The organism is Metabacillus sp. 84 (assembly GCF_050107715.1).
Taxonomy (GTDB): domain Bacteria; phylum Bacillota; class Bacilli; order Bacillales; family Bacillaceae; genus Metabacillus_B.
In genome coordinates this window covers 36341-54434 of sequence record NZ_JBNILN010000012.1, presented here as the reverse complement: position 1 = coordinate 54434, position 18094 = coordinate 36341, and the positions used below count along the sequence as shown (strand labels likewise).

22 protein-coding genes and 1 pseudogene are annotated in these 18094 nt (G+C 46.4%); 12 read left to right on the top strand and 11 right to left on the bottom strand.

Going from position 1 to position 18094, the window contains the following annotated elements; all coding sequences use genetic code 11:
- Window positions 1-344: 344 nt before the first annotated feature.
- A complete protein-coding gene (locus tag ACQCV8_RS16720; protein ID WP_426846344.1) occupies window positions 345-464 on the top strand; it encodes a YfhE family protein in 120 nt (39 codons plus the stop codon).
- A 75-nt stretch (window positions 465-539) separates the two neighbouring features.
- Window positions 540-731 (top strand): YfhD family protein, encoded by a 192-nt coding sequence (locus ACQCV8_RS16715; RefSeq protein ID WP_426846343.1) that lies wholly within the window; start codon window positions 540-542, stop codon window positions 729-731.
- A 42-nt stretch (window positions 732-773) separates the two neighbouring features.
- On the opposite strand, the gene ACQCV8_RS16710 is transcribed toward ACQCV8_RS16715, so the two are convergent.
- The 3 genes from ACQCV8_RS16710 to ACQCV8_RS16700 all read right to left on the bottom strand — a co-directional run bounded on the left by ACQCV8_RS16710 (window position 774) and on the right by ACQCV8_RS16700 (window position 3771).
- Window positions 774-1982, bottom strand: coding sequence for a C40 family peptidase (locus tag ACQCV8_RS16710; RefSeq protein ID WP_426846341.1), 1209 nt, complete (start codon window positions 1980-1982; stop codon window positions 774-776).
- A 180-nt stretch (window positions 1983-2162) separates the two neighbouring features.
- Window positions 2163-3044 carry a DUF4037 domain-containing protein gene (locus tag ACQCV8_RS16705; RefSeq protein ID WP_426846339.1) on the bottom strand — a complete coding sequence of 294 codons (882 nt, stop codon included), beginning with the start codon at window positions 3042-3044 and terminating at the stop codon, window positions 2163-2165.
- Complete coding sequence (locus ACQCV8_RS16700) at window positions 3019-3771, bottom strand: GntR family transcriptional regulator (RefSeq protein ID WP_426846337.1); 753 nt, start codon at window positions 3769-3771, stop codon at window positions 3019-3021. The genes ACQCV8_RS16705 and ACQCV8_RS16700 overlap by 26 nt, the downstream gene beginning before the upstream one ends.
- A 422-nt stretch (window positions 3772-4193) precedes the next feature.
- Here ACQCV8_RS16700 and ACQCV8_RS16695 point away from each other — a divergent pair.
- Window positions 4194-4727: pseudogene (locus ACQCV8_RS16695) on the top strand (peptidoglycan recognition protein family protein); the annotation flags it as partial.
- Window positions 4719-5204: a peptidoglycan-binding domain-containing protein gene (locus ACQCV8_RS16690; protein WP_426846419.1), complete on the top strand. Its 486-nt coding sequence runs from the start codon at window positions 4719-4721 to the stop codon at window positions 5202-5204. The pseudogene ACQCV8_RS16695 and the gene ACQCV8_RS16690, both read left to right, overlap by 9 nt.
- 126 nt (window positions 5205-5330) lie before the next feature.
- On the opposite strand, the gene ACQCV8_RS16685 is transcribed toward ACQCV8_RS16690, so the two are convergent.
- Window positions 5331-5963, bottom strand: coding sequence for an MSMEG_1061 family FMN-dependent PPOX-type flavoprotein (locus ACQCV8_RS16685; RefSeq protein WP_426846335.1), 633 nt, complete (start codon window positions 5961-5963; stop codon window positions 5331-5333).
- 577 nt (window positions 5964-6540) lie between these two features.
- Window positions 6541-8031 (bottom strand): sodium/proline symporter PutP, encoded by a 1491-nt coding sequence (gene putP / locus ACQCV8_RS16680; protein WP_426846333.1) that lies wholly within the window; start codon window positions 8029-8031, stop codon window positions 6541-6543.
- A gap of 188 nt (window positions 8032-8219) precedes the next feature.
- On the opposite strand from putP, the gene ACQCV8_RS16675 reads away from it, so the two are divergent.
- Genes ACQCV8_RS16675 through ACQCV8_RS16655 form a run of 5 tightly spaced genes read left to right on the top strand, consistent with a single transcriptional unit; the run spans window position 8220 to window position 11892 of the window.
- Entirely contained in the window at window positions 8220-9869 is a 1650-nt protein-coding gene (locus ACQCV8_RS16675) for an AAA family ATPase (RefSeq protein ID WP_426846331.1), read from the top strand.
- A 16-nt stretch (window positions 9870-9885) separates the two neighbouring features.
- The gene (locus ACQCV8_RS16670; RefSeq protein ID WP_426846329.1) at window positions 9886-10326 is read left to right on the top strand and encodes a hypothetical protein; all 441 of its coding nucleotides are present in this window, start codon (window positions 9886-9888) and stop codon (window positions 10324-10326) included.
- Between the two features lie 19 nt (window positions 10327-10345).
- The gene (locus tag ACQCV8_RS16665; protein WP_426846327.1) at window positions 10346-10555 is read left to right on the top strand and encodes a DUF2997 domain-containing protein; all 210 of its coding nucleotides are present in this window, start codon (window positions 10346-10348) and stop codon (window positions 10553-10555) included.
- Between the two features lie 6 nt (window positions 10556-10561).
- Window positions 10562-11242 (top strand): ComEA family DNA-binding protein, encoded by a 681-nt coding sequence (locus ACQCV8_RS16660; RefSeq protein WP_426846325.1) that lies wholly within the window; start codon window positions 10562-10564, stop codon window positions 11240-11242.
- Entirely contained in the window at window positions 11242-11892 is a 651-nt protein-coding gene (locus ACQCV8_RS16655; protein ID WP_426846323.1) for a 4Fe-4S single cluster domain-containing protein, read from the top strand. Before ACQCV8_RS16660 ends, ACQCV8_RS16655 begins: the two co-directional genes overlap by 1 nt.
- A 47-nt stretch (window positions 11893-11939) precedes the next feature.
- Here the strand turns inward: ACQCV8_RS16655 and ACQCV8_RS16650 are convergent, their stop codons facing one another.
- Window positions 11940-12971: a serine hydrolase domain-containing protein gene (locus ACQCV8_RS16650; protein WP_426846321.1), complete on the bottom strand. Its 1032-nt coding sequence runs from the start codon at window positions 12969-12971 to the stop codon at window positions 11940-11942.
- 13 nt (window positions 12972-12984) lie between these two features.
- Complete coding sequence (locus ACQCV8_RS16645) at window positions 12985-14211, bottom strand: MFS transporter (RefSeq protein WP_426846320.1); 1227 nt, start codon at window positions 14209-14211, stop codon at window positions 12985-12987.
- Window positions 14212-14349: 138 nt separating this feature from the next.
- On the opposite strand from ACQCV8_RS16645, the gene ACQCV8_RS16640 reads away from it, so the two are divergent.
- On the top strand, window positions 14350-15003 hold the full coding sequence (locus ACQCV8_RS16640) for an O-methyltransferase (protein ID WP_426846318.1): 654 nt from the start codon (window positions 14350-14352) through the stop codon (window positions 15001-15003).
- Between the two features lie 43 nt (window positions 15004-15046).
- Here ACQCV8_RS16640 and ACQCV8_RS16635 read toward each other — a convergent pair whose 3' ends face one another.
- The 4 genes from ACQCV8_RS16635 to ACQCV8_RS16620 all read right to left on the bottom strand — a co-directional run bounded on the left by ACQCV8_RS16635 (window position 15047) and on the right by ACQCV8_RS16620 (window position 17127).
- On the bottom strand, window positions 15047-15574 hold the full coding sequence (locus tag ACQCV8_RS16635) for a YwqH-like family protein (RefSeq protein WP_426846417.1): 528 nt from the start codon (window positions 15572-15574) through the stop codon (window positions 15047-15049).
- Window positions 15575-15691: 117 nt separating this feature from the next.
- A complete protein-coding gene (locus ACQCV8_RS16630; protein ID WP_426846316.1) occupies window positions 15692-16096 on the bottom strand; it encodes a VOC family protein in 405 nt (134 codons plus the stop codon).
- A gap of 13 nt (window positions 16097-16109) precedes the next feature.
- The gene (locus ACQCV8_RS16625) at window positions 16110-16685 is read right to left on the bottom strand and encodes a hypothetical protein (RefSeq protein ID WP_426846314.1); all 576 of its coding nucleotides are present in this window, start codon (window positions 16683-16685) and stop codon (window positions 16110-16112) included.
- 91 nt (window positions 16686-16776) lie between these two features.
- Complete coding sequence (locus ACQCV8_RS16620; protein ID WP_426846312.1) at window positions 16777-17127, bottom strand: DoxX family protein; 351 nt, start codon at window positions 17125-17127, stop codon at window positions 16777-16779.
- Between the two features lie 214 nt (window positions 17128-17341).
- Between ACQCV8_RS16620 and ACQCV8_RS16615 the strand changes: the two genes are divergently transcribed.
- Both ACQCV8_RS16615 and ACQCV8_RS16610 read left to right on the top strand, forming a co-directional pair.
- Window positions 17342-17464, top strand: a complete 123-nt coding sequence (locus tag ACQCV8_RS16615) for a hypothetical protein (RefSeq protein WP_426846310.1) — start codon at window positions 17342-17344, stop codon at window positions 17462-17464.
- Between the two features lie 174 nt (window positions 17465-17638).
- On the top strand, window positions 17639-18031 hold the full coding sequence (locus ACQCV8_RS16610) for an ion channel (RefSeq protein ID WP_426846308.1): 393 nt from the start codon (window positions 17639-17641) through the stop codon (window positions 18029-18031).
- Window positions 18032-18094 lie beyond the last annotated feature (63 nt).

Below are 18094 nucleotides of genomic sequence, written 5' to 3'. Positions count from 1 at the left end.
GGGCTCGAGCAGCTTGATGACCAGAGTGTATCGGCTGCAAGCGGTTCGCTGTTTCATGAGCCGGGCTGCCGCTTTGGGGTTTACGTGCGGTTGGAAATGCTTTGCAGGCGGGATGGGGACAGTTGCGTGTGGAGCGTGCATTTTTTACTAGCCGGGTCGCCTCTTTTCCGTCTTGTTATTCACCCAACCTTTTTTTCCAGCCAAAAAGAGGTTCTTCCACAAAACAAGCATCACCAAAATCCTATCCATTTATCACCAAACTGCTAATTTCACCTGCAGGTCCGTATGATATGCTCTCCCATTGACCATGCTAATTTTAGTCAAGAGAATGGAGCTGATTCCCTATGGAAAAGAAACGCCATGAAAATTCCAAGAGAACACTGACAACTACTCAGGAAGTCCTTTACGGAAGAGAGTTCAAAGCTGCTGATCGTGCTGGCGGTTTTACGAAGAAGAAGAACTAGTTACCAGCATGGCTTTTTCATGAATGGCCATCCTATTATTGAACGACAAGTTCAACCAAACAGGAGGCGTTCACAATGGGAAGAGGACACAAGCAGCATACTCGTGATAAAAACAAGAATGGTCTTGCTCAAGTTCCAAAACAGCTGAAAAAAGAAGCCGATGGAACGTATGAGGAGTTCTCCCGTGAATTAGCCGACCAAGCGGATATGGAGGCTCAAGCAAGAGCCAATGCAGCAAACCAGCGCCAATCCAAACGCAGTAAATAATTGCCAAAAGCCCCTGCAAGGAGTCTGCAGGGGCTTCTTCATTCAGATTCGCTTTGCTTTTATGAACTTGCCTGACCAGTAGCTGCTTTCTTTGTAATGGACCGCTTTTACCCCTTCGCTCGAAGCAACGATCACTTGACCGTTTCCTGCATAGATGGCGGGGATAATGGAGTCTGCCTGAAAAAACACAAGGTCACCGGGCCTCAATTCTCTTTCCTCAACTTCCTCACCTGACTGAATCTGCTGACGGCCATACCGCGGCAATTCTTTCCCCGCTGCTTTGAATACATATTGTGTGAATCCACCCGTGTCAAAGCCCGTTTCCGGATCTGTGCCCCCTTTTTTATAGGGCGAGCCAATCAGTGATTCAGCGGCTTTCACGAGAGGATGGCTTCGGTCAATTTGGAGCCCGTCTACCCGTTTCACTCCTGCTGATTTTTCCTGCAGGTAGCTGCTGGACAAATAGCTGATGGTTACTTTATTGGCACCGCCAATTTGGGTTGCGTTTAAAATTTGGTTATTGCCGGCATAGATTCCCACATGAGAAATCCCGGGCCTGTGTGTATTTTTGAAAAAAACAAGATCACCCGGCAGGATGTTTTCTATTTCAACGGTTTCACCGACTGCCCATTGCTGCTCTGGTGTCTCCGGCAAGTAAATGCCAGCAGCTTTTTCAAATACATATTTCGTATAGCCGGAGCAGTCAAACCCAGCTGGAGTCTGTCCTCCATGTATATATGGAATATCCAGATGGTTCAATCCTTCATTGATTACCGGATGGTCTGCAGTTTTGAGCGGTTCTGTTATGCGTCTTGCTCCAGCGTACCGGCTGTTCCAGTAATCTGACCTGCTGAAGCTGATGGAAACTACCCCTTTAGATACGGAGCTGTATACCATTTTTCCTTTTCCTTCATAAAGAGCAGTGGTGATCAGCTTGTCCCCTGCTGAATCCTTGAAAAACAGGACATCACCCGGCTGAAGGCTTTTCCGGTCGACCTCCGTTCCGAAGCTCCATTGCTCACTGGAAAGTCTGGGCAATTCTATTCCTTTCGATTGTTTAAAAACATACTGAACGAACCCTGCTGAGTTAAACCCGGCTGAAGGAGTGTTTCCTTTTTCCGAGTAGCTTGTTCCTTGAAGCTGAAGAGCAGTTTCGATAAGACTGCTCTCTGCTTTGCTGCTGTTTAATACAGGCAGAGTGACAGCAAGGGATGCTCCAATCAGTATTGCGGCAATGGATTTCTTATTCATAAGGGAAGAACTCCTTTCTTATAGTCCCTTCCATTATGTCAGTCTCACCTGCCCGAACCAATAGCGCCTTATCCCCAACTATATGTACTCACTTTGATCGATGATTTTCTTGAATTTGGACGTTTTTTCTACTTTATGTGGGGATTTTTCGTTATAAGAATCAGGACATTTCCTCCAGCCTTAACTTCTAGAACGAAATCTATTTGGAGTCTCTTCTCCTTTCGCCCTATACCTCTCAAGGCTGTTGCTCTTCTTGATCTTTTGAAGGTTCAGGTGAGGGCATTCCTTTTGAACAAGTTTATATACATCCTCCAGCAATCCTTCCAATAGGATTAGCCCTTTTGCCGGATGCTCGAGAAACACGCTCTCCATCCGCCCGGCAGCATCACATGGCTTAATGTTCATTTCATTAAGGGAGTTTCTCTGCCATTTATAAGCTGGATGATGAATGTACATTTCATTTAAAGCAAACAACACACTCATGAGCTTATTTTCAGTTGCCGCCATCAGCTGGCAGAGCATGAGCCAATCTTCTCTTGCAGCCAGCGGACCGCGGTTTTTCCATCGATTCCCCAGTTCAAGATTCTTTAAAATCATGGCATCTTTTAATGCAGCCGGATAATGGGTTACCTGGTTTCGCAAATAGTGAAAGGTACGATGCCCTTCTAAAGGCTTTCCATAAAAAAGAGCTGAGGCCAGACATTGTTGATCGGGACTGGTTGAGAAGCTTGCGGTTAGATCATTAAGTGCAGAGCTTACAGCAGAGGTTAAAAAGTGGCTGATTTCCATTTTGGTTTCATCAGCGAAATAGGTTTCAGACCATTCTCCATCTTCATAATCATGGAACTCAATTATTTCTCCCTGTACCATTAAAACAGGCTGCAGGCGGTCCTCTTCATTCGGTTCTCCCTTCCAGCAAACGTATAGCTCGATGTCGGAATACTGGGCCTGCCAGCCGCGAGAGACAGAACCGCCAAGCCAAACCGAGTCTGTCTTGGGATTCTTTTTATAAATTGCAGCCAGCCTCTTGGAAAGCTCATGTAAACGGCTGGAATGATCCACTTGTTTTCCGCTCCAGTTCCATCACATATTTGTACCGGTCTCCCCGGTATACGGTCTTCGTATATTCAACGGCCAGATCCCCCTCGGTGTAGCTTGTCCGCTGAATTTTCAAAACCGGTGCTCCCTCGTGAATTTTTAATGCCTCCGCTGCCTTTTTCCCGGCTTCGGACGCTTCAATTTCCTGTCTTCCATATAAGATCGGCATTCCGGACTGCCTTTCAATATAGTCGTAAATCGATCCTGCCGCATGTATTTTGGCCAAATCCGGAAATAGCCTGCATGGGAGGTAGGTCGTTTCGTAAGCGACAGGGTCCCCATCTGCAAGCCGGGTGCGTTTTATTTTATACATGGCTTCCCCCTGTATGAGACCAAGTTCCTTAGCCGCCTGTTTTGACGCCGTGATTTCTTCAAAGCTTTGAACTTTGGTTTCAGGGCTTTTTCCCAGTTCCTTCATTTGCTCGGTAAAGCTCGTAATCCCTGTGAGATCCTGCAGGACTTTGCCTGCTGAAACAAACGTCCCCTTGCCTCTTTTCCTCTCAAGTATGCCTTCATTAACGAGATTGGTGATGGCCTGCCGCACGGTCATCCGGCTGATGGAGTATTGTTCGCAAAATTGCCGCTCAGAGGGAATGGCCTCTCCCTTTTTCCACTTTCCTGAATCGATGCTCTCTTTAATGATCTCTTCGACCTGAAAATAAATAGGGACCGGAGAATCTTTTTTTACCATGGTACCAACTCCTATTTCCTATGGATTCTTTACCCAGATTTTATCATTAAAAGATCTAGTCGTCTGTACCGGCAAAGGATCCTTAATCAATTTTCTAGATTTTTGCTACTCGTTGGATTTTCCTCTGTATATATCATTTGAAAGCTTTCCTTGTGTAGCATTATCGCCGGCGTCATTCTACAAATTCTGCAAAACTGTGTATAAGTTATGCACAGCCCTGTTGATATTGTGGAAAAGCATGTTGGTAAGCGGAACGTCCCTTCTCTTCTATCCACAATAATTGACAGGCTCATGCTTTTAGATGTGGATAACGTGAATAACTCTTGAATTATTCTATACTGTGCAAATTCTGTGTGGATAACCATTTTCACCAGTAATCGACACGTTGTTTTTCTGAAAACATAAACTGGCTATATACAGAGATGGAGAGTGAGAGAGTGAAATACCCTATTAATCGTTCCTATATTCGGGCGGGCAACTCAAGGTCCGGCCGAAAATTGGGAGAAGTCCGTTTCATTGTCAGCCACGACACTGGAAACCCAGGGTCCACTGCGGCCCAGAACCGAAACTATTTTCATCAGCAGCAGCCCTCTGCTTCTGCTCATACCTTTATCGATGACAAAACGATTCTGGAAATCATCCCTTTGGAAGAAGTCGCATTTCATGTCCGCTATAACATTACGGAAGACAATCGCATTTTCGGTGCTGACGCTAATGATGCTTCGATTGGAGTAGAATTGTGTTTTGGGGGAGCTATTAACTTTCAGCAAGCATATGACCGCTATGTATGGTATCATGCGTACCTCTGTACCCGGTTTGGTTTGAATCCGGATAAACAGATCATCGGCCACTATGCACTCGATCCTTCAAGAAGATCCGATCCACTAAACGCCCTGCAGCAATATGGCCTGTCATGGCCGAAATTTATTAACAGTGTAAAAAAAGCAATGGCAAGCGAATTTGGTCCTGCTCCTTCTTCTACGCCTGCGTCTGCAGATCTCCCTGTTAAAAAAGGGGACAGCGGAAGCCTTGTGAAAGAAATACAGAAAAAATTAATTGCTGCCGGCTATCGCTTAACATATGGAGCAGACGGCATTTTCGGAAACGAAACAGAGAGTGCCGTGCTTGCCTTTCAAAAAAGCAATAAATTGGCTGTAGATGGAATCGTGGGGGCTCAGACTTATGCTGCGTTAAACAAAATAAGCACCCTGCCACTTCCTGCAGGAGTGTTTAGTGAAGGCTCCAAGGGAGAATCTGTAAAGCAAATTCAGCGCGCCCTCCAAAAGCTTGGAATCAATCCGGGGGGCATAGACGGTATATACGGACCTAATACAACAGCAGCAGTCCGACGTTTTCAAAGCCGCTATCGGGCTCTCGCTAATGACGGTGTATATGGACCCAATACAAGAGCTTACATGCTAAGCGCTTTATAAAACAGAAAACAGGAGTGGACCTGAAAGGAGGGGCCGCTCCTGTTTTTTAAAATACGCATTTATTCAATAAGGTTGTGGGGGTGTCAGGCTGCGATGGTTTGACCGGGCTCGCCATAGCGGCATAGCCTAATACATCCGCAGCCGATAGCTTTCATCGAGCGCTTTTTCTACCCGGTCAGCATCGAGGCCTTCACAATTTGCATGAGCAGCGAGGATTTCATGTGCTTTCGGCAGCCTGACCGAAGCAGGCCATGAGTCTGTCTGCCATAGCTTAGATCGTTTTATCGCCTTTCCGCAATGAATAAAGCATTCTTCTACCTCCAGCACAATTCCGGCAAACGGCAGCTTTCCGTTCACCCGCATTCTTTCCAAAATATCTTGATCTTTCATTACAGAGGCTTTTCCCGTCATTCTCAACGATTCATCCATCCCCGGAATCATGCAGATCAAACCAGCCTTCGGGTTATCCAAAATATTGCGGATCGAATCAAGCCTTTTATTGCCCGGCCGCTCTGGAATCACCAGCTGCTTCTCGTTCAAAACAAGGATAAAGCCTGGATGGTCCCCCCTTGGAGAAACATCGCATTCCCCCTCTGCATTCGACGTACCCAGTAAAATAAAAGGAGTCATCGCCAGAAAATTTATACAGTGAGGATCCAGATGATCAATTGCTTTATTTGAAACAAGCCGGCTTGGTTCCCCCCAGATTTCATTCAGCTCTTCCTGCGTTTCAATGACATCTGCAAACGATCTCAGCACACAATCCCCGTCCTTTATATGATTTATCTTCTGCCAAAGGGTATGTTCGTAAATTAGCCGGCAGTACCAATTTCTCTATTTCCATTTCTTTACTACCTTACCACAATAGCCCTTGTAAAAAAGAAGGCGTCCAGAAAAGGGGCGGGGTGCAAACCTGCCATTTCAGCAGCGGGTAACGGAGCTTTAGCGGAGACCGGACTGGTTTACATTTTGGTGACGGGATCCCGGCTGCTCAGAGTAAATCCTGGTGTTTAGCCCGAAGCCCGAGGCTGATGCTTACTATTTCTCCTCAGACGGCCGATCCGGTTCAATAAGCGTGACATTAGGAATTAACGATGCAATTTGGGTACTGTTTTGAGACCTATTACGCTGCTTCAACGCATTCAGAATCAGGATATTGTCCGTACCCGGTCATTTATTGTCCGTACTCATCAACATAAAGACTTTCCGACAAAATTTGCTAAAATTCGCAGCTGGCACAACGGCACAGCTGCAAAAAAAAGTGCTCAGAGGCTCTGAGCACTTTTTTGCTGTGATTTAAGCAACAGTCTATTTCAACAGCTGCCAAAATAGCGTTTCAGACAGGCCCCCGGTCATCCCCGGTCAGCATTCTGACTGCTTGATCAAATTCCTGTTCCATCTCGCGCGTCGGCTTGGCTGTCAGCAGGCTCGTCAAAATAATGGCGATCGCACAGACGATAAAGCCGGGGATGATTTCATACACTTCTGTAAAGAACGGAAGCTGAATCATTTCCCAGACAATAACGGTGATGGTTCCGCTCAGCATGCCTGCCAGCGCTCCCCACTTCGTCATCCGTTTCCAGTACAGGCTGAGCAGAACGACCGGTCCGAACGCCGCTCCGAATCCCGCCCAGGCATAACCGACGAGATTTAAAATTGTCTCACTGGGATTCAGCGCCAAAATCAGCGCGATCAACGCAATGCCAAGCACGGCAAGACGTCCTACCAAAACCAGCTCCTTGTCCGATGCCCCTTTACGGATGAATGCTTTGTAAAAATCCTCTGTAATGGCACTTGACGTAACAAGCAGCTGTGAAGCAATGGTACTCATAACGGCAGCCAGAATCGCGGCCAGTAAAAATCCGGTAATCAGAGATGGAAACAAGACGTCGGAAAGAACGATAAACACCGTTTCCTCATTTTCAAGCTTCATGCCATTCAGGCTGAAATAAGCGATGCCGACGAGTCCTGTAAACATCGCTCCGACAATCGAGAAAAGCATCCAGCTCATCCCGATCCTTCTGGCACTCTTCATTTCTTTTACAGAAGAAATGGCCATAAACCGGACGATGATGTGAGGCTGTCCAAAGTAGCCAAGTCCCCATGCGAGCAGCGAAACGATGCCGATCAGTGTCGTTCCTTTAAAGGCTTCAAGAAGTGCGGGATCGACAGACTGTATTTCATTGAATGTTTCCGTGAATCCTCCCACATTTGCAATTGTCACAGCCGGGACTAATATTAGAGCGATAAACATAATGGTTCCTTGAACGAAATCCGTCCAGCTAACTGCCAGAAATCCTCCAAAAAGGGTATACAATATGACAACTCCGGCGGTCAGCCAGATCCCCCATCTGTAATCAAGGTTAAACGCAGTTTTAAACAGTTCTCCGCCTGCTACCATCCCGGAGGACGTATAAAAGGTAAAAAAGATCAATATAACAGCTGCGGACGTTACACGCAGTATACGGGATGTATCTTTAAACCGGTTATCAAAGTAATCGGGAATGGTAATTGAATTATTGGCCACTTCCGTATAAGTGCGGAGGCGAGGCGCTACAAACAGCCAGTTAAGCCAGGCTCCGGCCGTTAACCCTAGTACAATCCATCCGGCGCTGATGCCGGAGAGGAACATCGCTCCGGGCAGACCCATCAGGAGCCATCCGCTCATATCCGATGCCCCGGCACTCAGTGCTGTAACAGCAGGTCCGAGATTCCGGCCGCCGAGCATGTAATCATTTAAATTTGCTGTTCTTCGGTAGGCAATATACCCGATCAGCAGCATCCCTGCCATATATATTCCAATAGACAGCAGTACTCCAAAATCCATGTGCTTCCCCCTCGTTTCACAAAAAACGCTTTCATCTTATTTTTATATAGAAATAGAATACCAGTATCTTTAAAGGTTGTTAAGAACTATTTGCACTGGATGGACATGGTATTAATTGGTCTCGTTTTCCTTTAATCGTGGTATACTATTTTCATTGAACAGCATCGGCAGAAAAGGAGCATACCAGGATGAACTTTAATCAAGAAATGGCCAACTATTTCAGAGCCCGCTTCCCCTTTTTGCACATTACGACCTGGGAAGAGGAAAGAGTGATCAGTGAGCTTAGAACGCTTGCCCAATCCGAAGAAATGATTAAGACCCCCCGCACCTTTTTCACATGGAGCGTAACAGAGGGGTTTAAGCGGAATGAGGAAAGCGGACCTGATGCAATGAAAACACCGGTAAAGGCACTCGATTTCATAGAAAAGTATAAAGAGCCCGCCATCTTTGTCCTGAAAGACTTTCATGTTTTCCTAGGGGGAGAAAATCGGACAGCGGATCCGTCCATCATCCGGAAAATAAGAGATTTATCCGTGGTGCTTGAGAAAAGTCCGGCACCCAAAAATGTGGTGTTCCTGTCTCCTTCAGAGCATATCCCCTTTGACCTGCAAAAGGATTTAACCGTCGTGGAATATGGTCTTCCAACCTTTGAAGACATCAAGGAAGTCCTTCGGAAGATGATCGATGTGAACCGGTCAAACTCAAGGATCACGATCACTTTGACCTCCGAGGATGAAGAACGTCTTGCAAAGGCCGCGATGGGGCTTACACTTCAGGAAGCTGAAAATGCTTTTGCACTCGCACTCGTCACCAGAGGCGGACTTGATTTAAACAGTCTGGAGAGCGTTCTGCATGAGAAGCAGCAAATCATCAAAAAAACCGGCGTTCTGGAATACATAAAAAGCGAGCCAAGGATCAGCGATGTCGGCGGGCTTGAAAACATTAAACGCTGGCTGAAAAAAAGGAACCGCTCCTGGCTGGATTCGGCAGCTGAGTATGGGCTGCCTTCCCCTAAGGGGCTGCTTCTGACAGGAGTGCCCGGCTGCGGAAAAAGCCTGATCGCCAAATCCATCAGTTCCATGTGGCACCTTCCGCTTCTGAAGCTCGACATGGGGAAAATCTTCAGCGGCATCGTCGGCAGCAGTGAAGGGAATCTCCGCAAAGCCATCGCAACAGCGGAAGCCATCTCCCCATGCATTCTCTGGATCGACGAAATCGAAAAGGGACTGAGCGGAATCGATTCAAGCGGCGACAGCGGAACAAGCTCCCGGGTATTCGGTACCCTTCTTACATGGATGCAGGAGAAATCGAAGCCGGTGTTTGTGATCGCAACGGCCAATAACATTCAGAGTCTTCCTCCTGAGCTTTTGAGGAAAGGGCGTTTTGATGAAATTTTCTTTGTGGACCTCCCGACTAAGAAGGAACGGATGGATATATTCAGCATTCATTTAAGCAGAAGGCTGACAAGTCCAAAAGCACGCGGAGATTTCCAAATCGATGAAGAAACACTCAGCCTCCTTGCGGACAGGACCGAAACCTTCATCGGAGCAGAGATTGAGCAAATTTGTATTTCAGCGCTTTTTGAGGCCTTTTCGGAGGAAAGAAGCCTGACTGTAAATGATCTGAAGAAAGTCATTGCCAACACGGTTCCGCTTTCCAAAACCCAATCCGAGCAAATCAGAAAGATAAGGGAATGGGCGAACCTTAGGGCTGTGGCAGCCACACCTCAAGAAGACAGAGCCGGATACGATAAGCTTCCTAAAATAAATGGAGCCGATTCCGCAGAACCGGATCAGGATATCAGCAGCACCAGGGGCGGACGGTCCCTCGATTTTTAAGAAAAGAGGTGTCTACATGAGTATTGAATTAGCTCTCATCCCCATTGCGATCGCAGCCGTTCAGGGAATTGGCACAGCAATGGAAAAGAAGATGGACTCAAAGTCTTACTCCTTGACCACGATTATGAAGGACGAGGCCATTCTGGCAAAAGCCCTCGACCATTACGGGTGCAGTCCTAAATTTATGGATCACAAAGGCATGGAGTCGGAAATCGGGGACATCAAAATTCTCTTTCAGCAAAATCCCGATGGAATATTTGAAGCGCTGTTTGAACAGGACATCCCACAGGAAACGGCGCTGGAATTCATAAAAAATCTGCAGGAGGAATACACCTCCATCGTACAGCAGGAAACCTATCTTAAGCTCCTTGAACGGGCGCGGGAGCAGGGACTGCTTCTTGAAACCGAACAGGTAACCGAAGACAACTCCATCGTTTTGACGTTTAAAGTCAATTGATAAAGGAGGAGAGAGGATCTTGGATAAAAAGATTATGATTGAAATAGGAGCAGACGGAAAAATCAAAGCTGATACGCTTGGCATTAAAGGAAAAGACTGCCTCCCTTATATCTCAATGCTTGAAAAGCTGCTTGATGCCAAGACTGTTGATTCGGAATATACAAACGAGTATTTTGAAAGCGAAATAAAAGATTCACTCACTCAAAAACAAAGACTTAGAGAGGAGTAAGTTATTTTGTCCAGAACCATTACCTCAAAAGGGAGAGGCTGGGAACTGCTGCATTCCATCTGGATGCTATGGACCTTTTTCCCAATGGGATTTACCAGCTTTATTTCCTTCTTATATATTGCTTTTCGGGTAAAGCAAAAGAAATGGACCATAATGGGTTTCTTATATGCAGTCCCGGTCACCATCACCATCATTGCTATAGATGTTGCGAAAGACCAGCCGATTTCAACGTTTATGATCATTATCTTATTTCCTATATGGATTATGTCCATATTTCACGCTTTTAAAGTCCGGACGGAGTACCTTCTCCGCCTTGAAGCTCGGAAGGCATTGGCTCCTCAGGAGAGAGAAAGACTGCGGAACTCCATTAATAAGGAATATCAGCCTGTTTCTCCAGCATCCCCATCTATTGAAGAAAGGCCGGCTGCAGCAGAACCCGCCGCTTCTATAGATGTAAATACCGCTTCTGAACAAGAGCTGGCCTCCATTCCCGGTATTGGCGTCATTTTGGCTAAAAAAGCGGTTACCGTAAGAAATCAGTCCGGGGCCTTTGATTCGGCTGACCATTTCGGAGAACAGCTCGGATTGAAGCCTCACGTTCTTGAAAGAATCCGGCCGTATATTAAAGTATCATCAGCAAGTACGGACTCTGCCCCATCTCAGGATGGAAGGGTCATCGACTATTAATGCTTTTGAATCTGCACCGCTTCCTGCCTCTTACCGAAGCAGAAGGACCCGGAAAACGGGCCTGTCTGTGGGTGCAGGGCTGTCCAATCCGCTGTGAGGGCTGCGGTGTGCCCTGGACCTGGTCAAAGGACGGCGGGAAGGAAACATCCGTTGATGAGATGTACGAGGAGATTATGAAAAGTTATCAGGTGAACGGTATTGAAGGAGTCACCTTTCTTGGAGGTGAACCTTTTGAACAGGCAGCTCCGCTCGCTGAACTGGCTAAAAAGCTAAAACGTGCAGGTCTATCCATTATGTGCTTCAGCGGGTATCCGTTCGAAACGCTGGAAGCTGCCAACAGAAAGGACTGGGATGATCTAATCAGCGAAACCGACCTGCTGATTGACGGCCCTTTCGTGAAAAGCAAGCTTGATTTGAGCCGGCCGTGGGTCGGTTCCTCCAACCAGCACTACCGCTTTCTCACAAACCGTTACTCCCATCTGGAATATGAACTTCACACCCTTCCAAACCGGCTTGAAATCCGGCTCGGGCAGGACGGCCGGATCATGGTCAACGGAATGGCCGCGCCTGATACGATTAAGGATTTGTTCCTCGATATAGGAAAGAAGCAGAGCGGAACACCGATTACGTCAAAGAAGCTTAGAGACTGATTCTCTAAGCTCTTTTTGCGCAATTGCTGCAGCAGCCTGGGACCCGATTATGCATGCTGCACTAATCGGGGTCTCAATTCCTTATAGATTTCCCCAATTAACCCTTTCATCTGATGAACACCCAAATCAGCATTCATCATAATCACTGCACCGGTCCCTCTCTGCGGATAAGCGAAGAGCATGGATTGAAACCCGGCTCCCCAGCCTAAAGAGGAGATTTCAAGTTCCCCGTCTGCTGAGTCAAGGAAACATCCCAAGCCTGTAAAGGGTGAACAACCTTGTGAGGCTGTCATTTCCTCAGCCAATGCTTGGGTAATTCCGACCGCACTTTTGCCTTTCCAAGCATTCATGACTTCTCCAATCAGTTTACACATGTCCAGAGGTGCAGACCATAATCCGGCTGAGGCAGGATACGGGTAGACAGGATATTTGCAGGGCTTCAGCACTTCACCCTTATGATTGTGCCCTGCCGCAAGCTCTCCTTTGCCATCCTCAAACAGGTAGAAGCTATTTCTGAGGCCGAGAGGAGCAAAAATCAGCTTGCTCACCGCCTCGGTAAAAGGGGAATCCAAGACATCGCTGATCACCTGTTCCACTACACAGAACCCGGCATCTGAATAACGGAACACACTGCCCGGTTTATTGACTGGAACAGCCGGAGCAGGTAAAAAAACCGTATTTCCCTCTAATATGTCTTTCATTAAAGGATAAGGCCCGGGGAACGTGAATTCCATAAAGCTGTTCTCAGGATCCAATATACCGGATTGATGGCTCAGCAAATGTCTAAGCGTCACGCCAGCGCCGGGAAACATCCACGATTTGAGCTTCCTGTTCACATCCTCATCCAAATCAAGCTGCCCCTCACTGACCAGTTTTAAAGCAAGCAGAGCGGCAGCGAATTTACTGATGGAACAGGCGCTGAAAACCGTAGAAGATGTAATTTTTCCACCAGTGCCATTTTCACGAAGGCCGAATCCGTGCCAAACCGCCCGTCCCTCTTCTATTACGGCAATGCTGACTCCCGCCGCCGTATATTCATTCAAGCGCTGATCCATGTCCATACCGGATAAGTAATGCATCCTTCAATCTCCTTTACTTGGCATCCATCTCGATTTGCCAATCCTTGAGTTTCTGATCCGTAGGCAAAAAAACCGTCAAGATCCCGATAACCGGAAGCAGACTGCAAAGTATCATTACAGCATATAATCCCCAAGCATCTGCGAGCATTCCAAGAAACGCAGAACCAATGGCACCCATCCCAAATGCAAGACCGATAATCAGGCCGGAGACTGTGCCAATTTTTCCGGGGAACAATTCCTGAGCATACACGACCGTTACAGAAAAACTGGACAAAACAATAAGCCCAATAATAAAAAAGAGCGGATAAATCCATATGAGACGGACATGCGGCAGTATCAGCGCAAACGGGGCTGAACCAACCATGGAAAAGAGAATAACATTTCTTTTGCCGAACCGGTCAGCGAGCGGACCCCCGAGGAAGGTCCCGATTACACCGGAAGCTAAAAAAAGAAAAATAAAATACTGGGCTTCTTTTATCGAAATTCCGTAATCCTCAATCAGATAAAACTGAAAATAATTTGAAATCCCGGCAGAATACCACGATCTGGCAAAAACGAGAAAAACGAGCAGTGTAATCGCGAAACCGCTCTGCATTTTCCGCTTCCCTGTTACAGGCTTAGGATGAAATTTTGCTGCTTTGGGAAACCGGACGAGCTGATGGGAATACCATCTGGATACAAACAGCAGCACGAGCACAGCGAGAGCCGCTACAAGCGTAAACCAGATCGACCCGAATTGGCCAAGGGGAATAAAAATCAGAATGGTCATGAGCGGTGCCAGGGACTGGCCAAGGTTCCCCCCAACCTGGTAAATGGATTGAGCCAGTCCCCTTTTTTCTCCTGCCGCCATATAAGCGACCCTTGATCCCTCCGGATGAAAGGCTGCGGAACCAAGTCCGATAAAGATAACGGAAAGCAGGACATATTCAAAGCCCGGCGCAAAAGCAAGTCCCAGCATTCCCGCCATAGACAGCCCCATGCCAAACGGGAGCACATATGGCGCGCTTTTCCTATCAGTCAGCCACCCTACAACCGGCTGCATGATAGATGATGTCATACTTAGTGCAAAACCGATCCAGCCAAGCTGGCTGTATGATAGATTCATACTCTGTTCCAATATGGGAAAGACGGCAGGGACCACTGACTGCATCGAATCATTAAGCAAATGGACGAAACCGATGGCAAACAATATTGGATAGACGGTTGGATTCGGGGTGCTCATTCGTTGAGCTGCTTGCATAGATGAGTCTCTCCTTTATGCATGAAAGCGTATTGCTTTATTCTACCACTGATCCACAGGGATATCTTAAATTAGATAATAGTGGAAATGTGGTACAATCTATTTGTCTGAAAATTTACTATTTTAGGAGAGAAGGCTATGGACCAAGTATGGACAGATGTAGATGAATATTTCAGCACAAAGCTTCATCCAGATGATCCAGTCATGGAAGACGTTTTGAAAGCAAACGCTGAAGCGGATCTTCCAGCGATTGATGTTGCACCTAACCAGGGGAAGCTTCTGTTCCTGCTAGCCAAGATGAAAGGGGCAAAAAGCATTTTGGAAATTGGAACACTCGGCGGCTACAGCAGTATCTGGCTGGCAAGGGCTTTACCAGAGGACGGGCATTTGACGACATTGGAATATGAACCGAAGCATGCTGAAGTGGCAGAAAAAAACATCCAAAAAGCTGGGCTGGCGGATAAAATCAGCGTGCTTGTCGGCCCTGCGCTTGATACGCTGCCGACCCTCAGCAAAAAATTCGATTTCATCTTCATCGATGCAGATAAACCGAATAACCCAAACTACTTAAAACGGGCATTGGACCTCGCAGAGCCGGGAGCTGTTATTATTGGGGATAACGTTGTGCGTGAAGGGGAAGTCATGGAGGAAAGCAGTGGCGATCCAAGCATTATTGGCGTGCGCGAATTTATACAGCTGCTGGCGGATGACCCCCGCATCGACTCAACCGGTATTCAGACTGTCGGATCGAAAGGGTACGACGGCTTTGCTATCGGAGTTGTGAAGGGCTGATGAAATGAAACTCCGCAGGTTTCAGCTGCGGAGTTTCATTCGTTCAACCAAAGAGCTTCCCGCGAAGATTCTCCACCTGACTGCCAAGGTCAGCCATTTGTTTCTCTATTTCTTCAGCTGCACCTTGAACTGCTGCAATTGCGTTTGAGAGTTCCGCTGCCGCATGACCCCAGTCTTGGAATGCTTTAAGACTGTCCTGCAAATTTTCAATTTTGCTTTGAATTTGCGTTTGATAATCATCATACGTTTCACCGAAGATTTTGCTCATTTCTTCATAGGCGGCCTCGCGTGATTCATCAAATTCATCAGCGAGGGCCCCCTTCCAGTCATTCTCAAGCGCAGGCTTTTCGATGTTTTTGATTTCCTGTTTGCCCACTCCCTGTTCTGTTTCTACGCTTTTTTTTGCTCCTTTGAGTCTTTCAATCTTCTCCTCCAGCTCCGTAATCGAACTGCTGATAAATCCTTGAGCATTTCCTAAGAGGCCTGCAATATCCATCTCGATCACCTCAAAATCATCATTTTTCTCCATAATCCGATCAATGTCTATCAAAATTTTATCATTTTTTACCATATACCCCAATTGGCAAAAAGTCCTCATCTTGCTTATGAAAAATGAAAAATTGATCAATTTTACCTACAAAAAGAGATTTTGTCTGCTTGTATTTATGTACATCAGATTAAAAAGAGCCTAGCCTTTATAGTCACACAGCTCAATAATCTGACCGTGCGTATGGGCGGGATTCATATAGATCAATCTCCTGCCGAACGGATTTGTGCGGTAGGTTTCCGATAGAAATGTTATGCCGCGGGCTTCAAAATCTGCTATTGCATCGTCCAGGTCCTCCACCTTATAGGCAAGGTGATGAACCCCCTTCCCTTTCTGCCGGATAAACCGTTCGATCGGAGAGGTTTTGCTTGTCGGTTCGAGAAGCTCAATTACCTGGCCATCAAGATGAATGACAGCAATATGTGTTTCAACTCCCGGTTTTTCACTTGTATATCTCTCTATGAGCGTCCCTCCGAGAATATCGGTATAAAAAAGGATTGCCTCATCGATTCTTCTCACGGCGATGCCGGTGTGGTCGAGTTTCATTATTTTTTTCCTCCTAGTAAAAAGCTTGTCCGCTCAATGACGAGACTGCCATGCAAAACCTCTCCCACCCTGGAGGCGTATGAATGTGTCCGCTCTTGATTTCGCAATAGGTGTCATATTCAATCCGGATAGTCCAATGCGTTCCGTCCAGTGCGAAGGGAAGCATATACTCTTCCGCCCAATTCATGAAATCGCTCGCATAAAGCTCTTCCCTGAACCAGGCAGCTTCTTCTTGCTTTAACCTTCTAAACTCGGCAGCAGGAGAGGAATTCGGATTTTCTCTTGATGAGCTTTCTGCCATCAGGCCTTTCAAGTCGATGAAGGCAGAATGGAATGGGCCAGGATAACCGCCTGCATCCGCGTATATTCTCTGAATGGTATCATAGGGTTTTTGTCCGGTGTATTTTTTCCATCTGTGCCCGCAATCCCTGCATTGGTAATCAGCATTCCCAAGTGAAGTTTCACTCATTTGAATCAAGCTTTCTTCTGATCTGGCCAGCTGATCATCCTCCCGAATGCCCGGGATGATATCATACGTTTTCAGGCTGGAACAACGCGGACAAGTTGGTGAGATTGTTTTAAAATTCATGATTGCCGATCTCCTCTCTTTACTAACAGTTTACTATGAAGGAGGTCAAAACGGCATAAAAACGCCCCTCCAAAAGGAAGGGCGCCGTCCATTAAAAGTTCCCGCTATTTACATACAGCAGGAATGCAGAGAGAATGAGCAGTACAGCAGGTGTCGTAAATTTTGCAGCAGCATCCTTTACCTTTAAGTGCGTAACCACCGCGCCAATCATGCAGAGGGTGGCAAGAAGCGAACCCCACGCTGTCAGCTGATCGTGCCAGAAACCGGCAAGCAGCAGCACCCCTGCTGCCAATTCCACGATTCCGGTCACCACTCTGAACCATTGCGGATACCCGTAGCGTGCAAACTCCTCGGTCATCTGCTTAGAGCCGAACTTCATCAGTCCAAAAAATAGAAACGCCAACCCCAGTAAAATTTGAATAATAAAGACAACTGTACCCATCTTGACTTCCTCCTCTTCATGTAGTCGTGCTCTCATTTGCCAGGAAGATTGAGTTACAGTATTATATATTCTTTTTTTCTCTATTTAGTCTAAGTAACCATTCAAAAAATTAAATTTAGATTTCAAATCAAATTTTATGTAAATTTTTGGAATTTACCATGGAAAAGTTCATATATTTCGGTATTATTATCCTATATTTTATCAGGAGGAAAGCATGATGACCGTATATGGAATCATTGTTCTGCTTCATGTTATTGCCGCAGTCTGCCGATTGGGAGCGACTTTTGCACTGCCGATCCTCATGAGCCGTCCTAAAACAGCTGGCCAAACTCGGTAGCATTACCAGCGCTCTTATCTTTCCTGGTCCAAATGGGTATTTATCAGGACCGGGCAGGACGGAGATAAAAAATATATGGTCATATAGGGACTCTTTAGCGGGTCTCTATTTTATTTTCCAGCCCGGTTGGGTAAAGGTATAGAAAACAGGCGGTTCAGAAAGGAAGGAATGGCAGTGTTCCCTAGTATTCACCGGCACAAAACCTGGACGAGCTTTCTTTTTTTCGGTGTTATTTATCTCGTTTCAATCATTGTTTTTGCGGCCATTTATGCTCTGCTTGATTTAAATGGGATGGGTTACCTTAAAGAGCACTATGTGGATGACAGCAAGATTACTTATTACGGGTTCATTCTGAAATGCCTGTATTTCAGTACAATCACAAATTTTGCAATCGGTTTTGGGGATATTACTCCATTTGGAACAGCCCGCCTGTTTGCAAGTATTCAGGCCTTCATCGGATACCTCCTTCCGGTGGCTATCGTGATTAACCTTTTTCCGAAAGAAGCGAAGGAGGAACTGGAGAAAAAAGAGCAGGAAAAAGAAAAAGAGAAAGATCTTGAGCACTGATTCTTACTTTCCTGGCATGATTAATTGGAACTGGTGATACATAAAAGTATAGAAAGAAGACAG

Bases quoted from the DNA above. Each gene is read 5' to 3' on its own strand.
- ACQCV8_RS16715 (WP_426846343.1), top strand. From the start codon at position 540: ATGGGAAGAGGACACAAGCAGCATACTCGTGATAAAAACAAGAATGGT.
- ACQCV8_RS16615 (WP_426846310.1), top strand. From the start codon at position 17,342: ATGATGACCGTATATGGAATCATTGTTCTGCTTCATGTTATTGCCGCA.
- ACQCV8_RS16655 (WP_426846323.1), top strand. From the start codon at position 11,242: ATGCTTTTGAATCTGCACCGCTTCCTGCCTCTTACCGAAGCAGAAGGA.
- ACQCV8_RS16670 (WP_426846329.1), top strand. From the start codon at position 9,886: ATGAGTATTGAATTAGCTCTCATCCCCATTGCGATCGCAGCCGTTCAG.
- ACQCV8_RS16650 (WP_426846321.1), bottom strand. From the start codon at position 12,971: ATGCATTACTTATCCGGTATGGACATGGATCAGCGCTTGAATGAATAT.
- ACQCV8_RS16690 (WP_426846419.1), top strand. From the start codon at position 4,719: ATGGCAAGCGAATTTGGTCCTGCTCCTTCTTCTACGCCTGCGTCTGCA.
- ACQCV8_RS16635 (WP_426846417.1), bottom strand. From the start codon at position 15,574: ATGGTAAAAAATGATAAAATTTTGATAGACATTGATCGGATTATGGAG.
- ACQCV8_RS16620 (WP_426846312.1), bottom strand. From the start codon at position 17,127: ATGGGTACAGTTGTCTTTATTATTCAAATTTTACTGGGGTTGGCGTTT.
- ACQCV8_RS16675 (WP_426846331.1), top strand. From the start codon at position 8,220: ATGAACTTTAATCAAGAAATGGCCAACTATTTCAGAGCCCGCTTCCCC.
- ACQCV8_RS16700 (WP_426846337.1), bottom strand. From the start codon at position 3,771: ATGGTAAAAAAAGATTCTCCGGTCCCTATTTATTTTCAGGTCGAAGAG.
- putP (WP_426846333.1), bottom strand. From the start codon at position 8,031: ATGGATTTTGGAGTACTGCTGTCTATTGGAATATATATGGCAGGGATG.
- ACQCV8_RS16630 (WP_426846316.1), bottom strand. From the start codon at position 16,096: ATGAAACTCGACCACACCGGCATCGCCGTGAGAAGAATCGATGAGGCA.
- ACQCV8_RS16710 (WP_426846341.1), bottom strand. From the start codon at position 1,982: ATGAATAAGAAATCCATTGCCGCAATACTGATTGGAGCATCCCTTGCT.
- ACQCV8_RS16625 (WP_426846314.1), bottom strand. From the start codon at position 16,685: ATGAATTTTAAAACAATCTCACCAACTTGTCCGCGTTGTTCCAGCCTG.
- ACQCV8_RS16720 (WP_426846344.1), top strand. From the start codon at position 345: ATGGAAAAGAAACGCCATGAAAATTCCAAGAGAACACTGACAACTACT.
- ACQCV8_RS16640 (WP_426846318.1), top strand. From the start codon at position 14,350: ATGGACCAAGTATGGACAGATGTAGATGAATATTTCAGCACAAAGCTT.
- ACQCV8_RS16645 (WP_426846320.1), bottom strand. From the start codon at position 14,211: ATGCAAGCAGCTCAACGAATGAGCACCCCGAATCCAACCGTCTATCCA.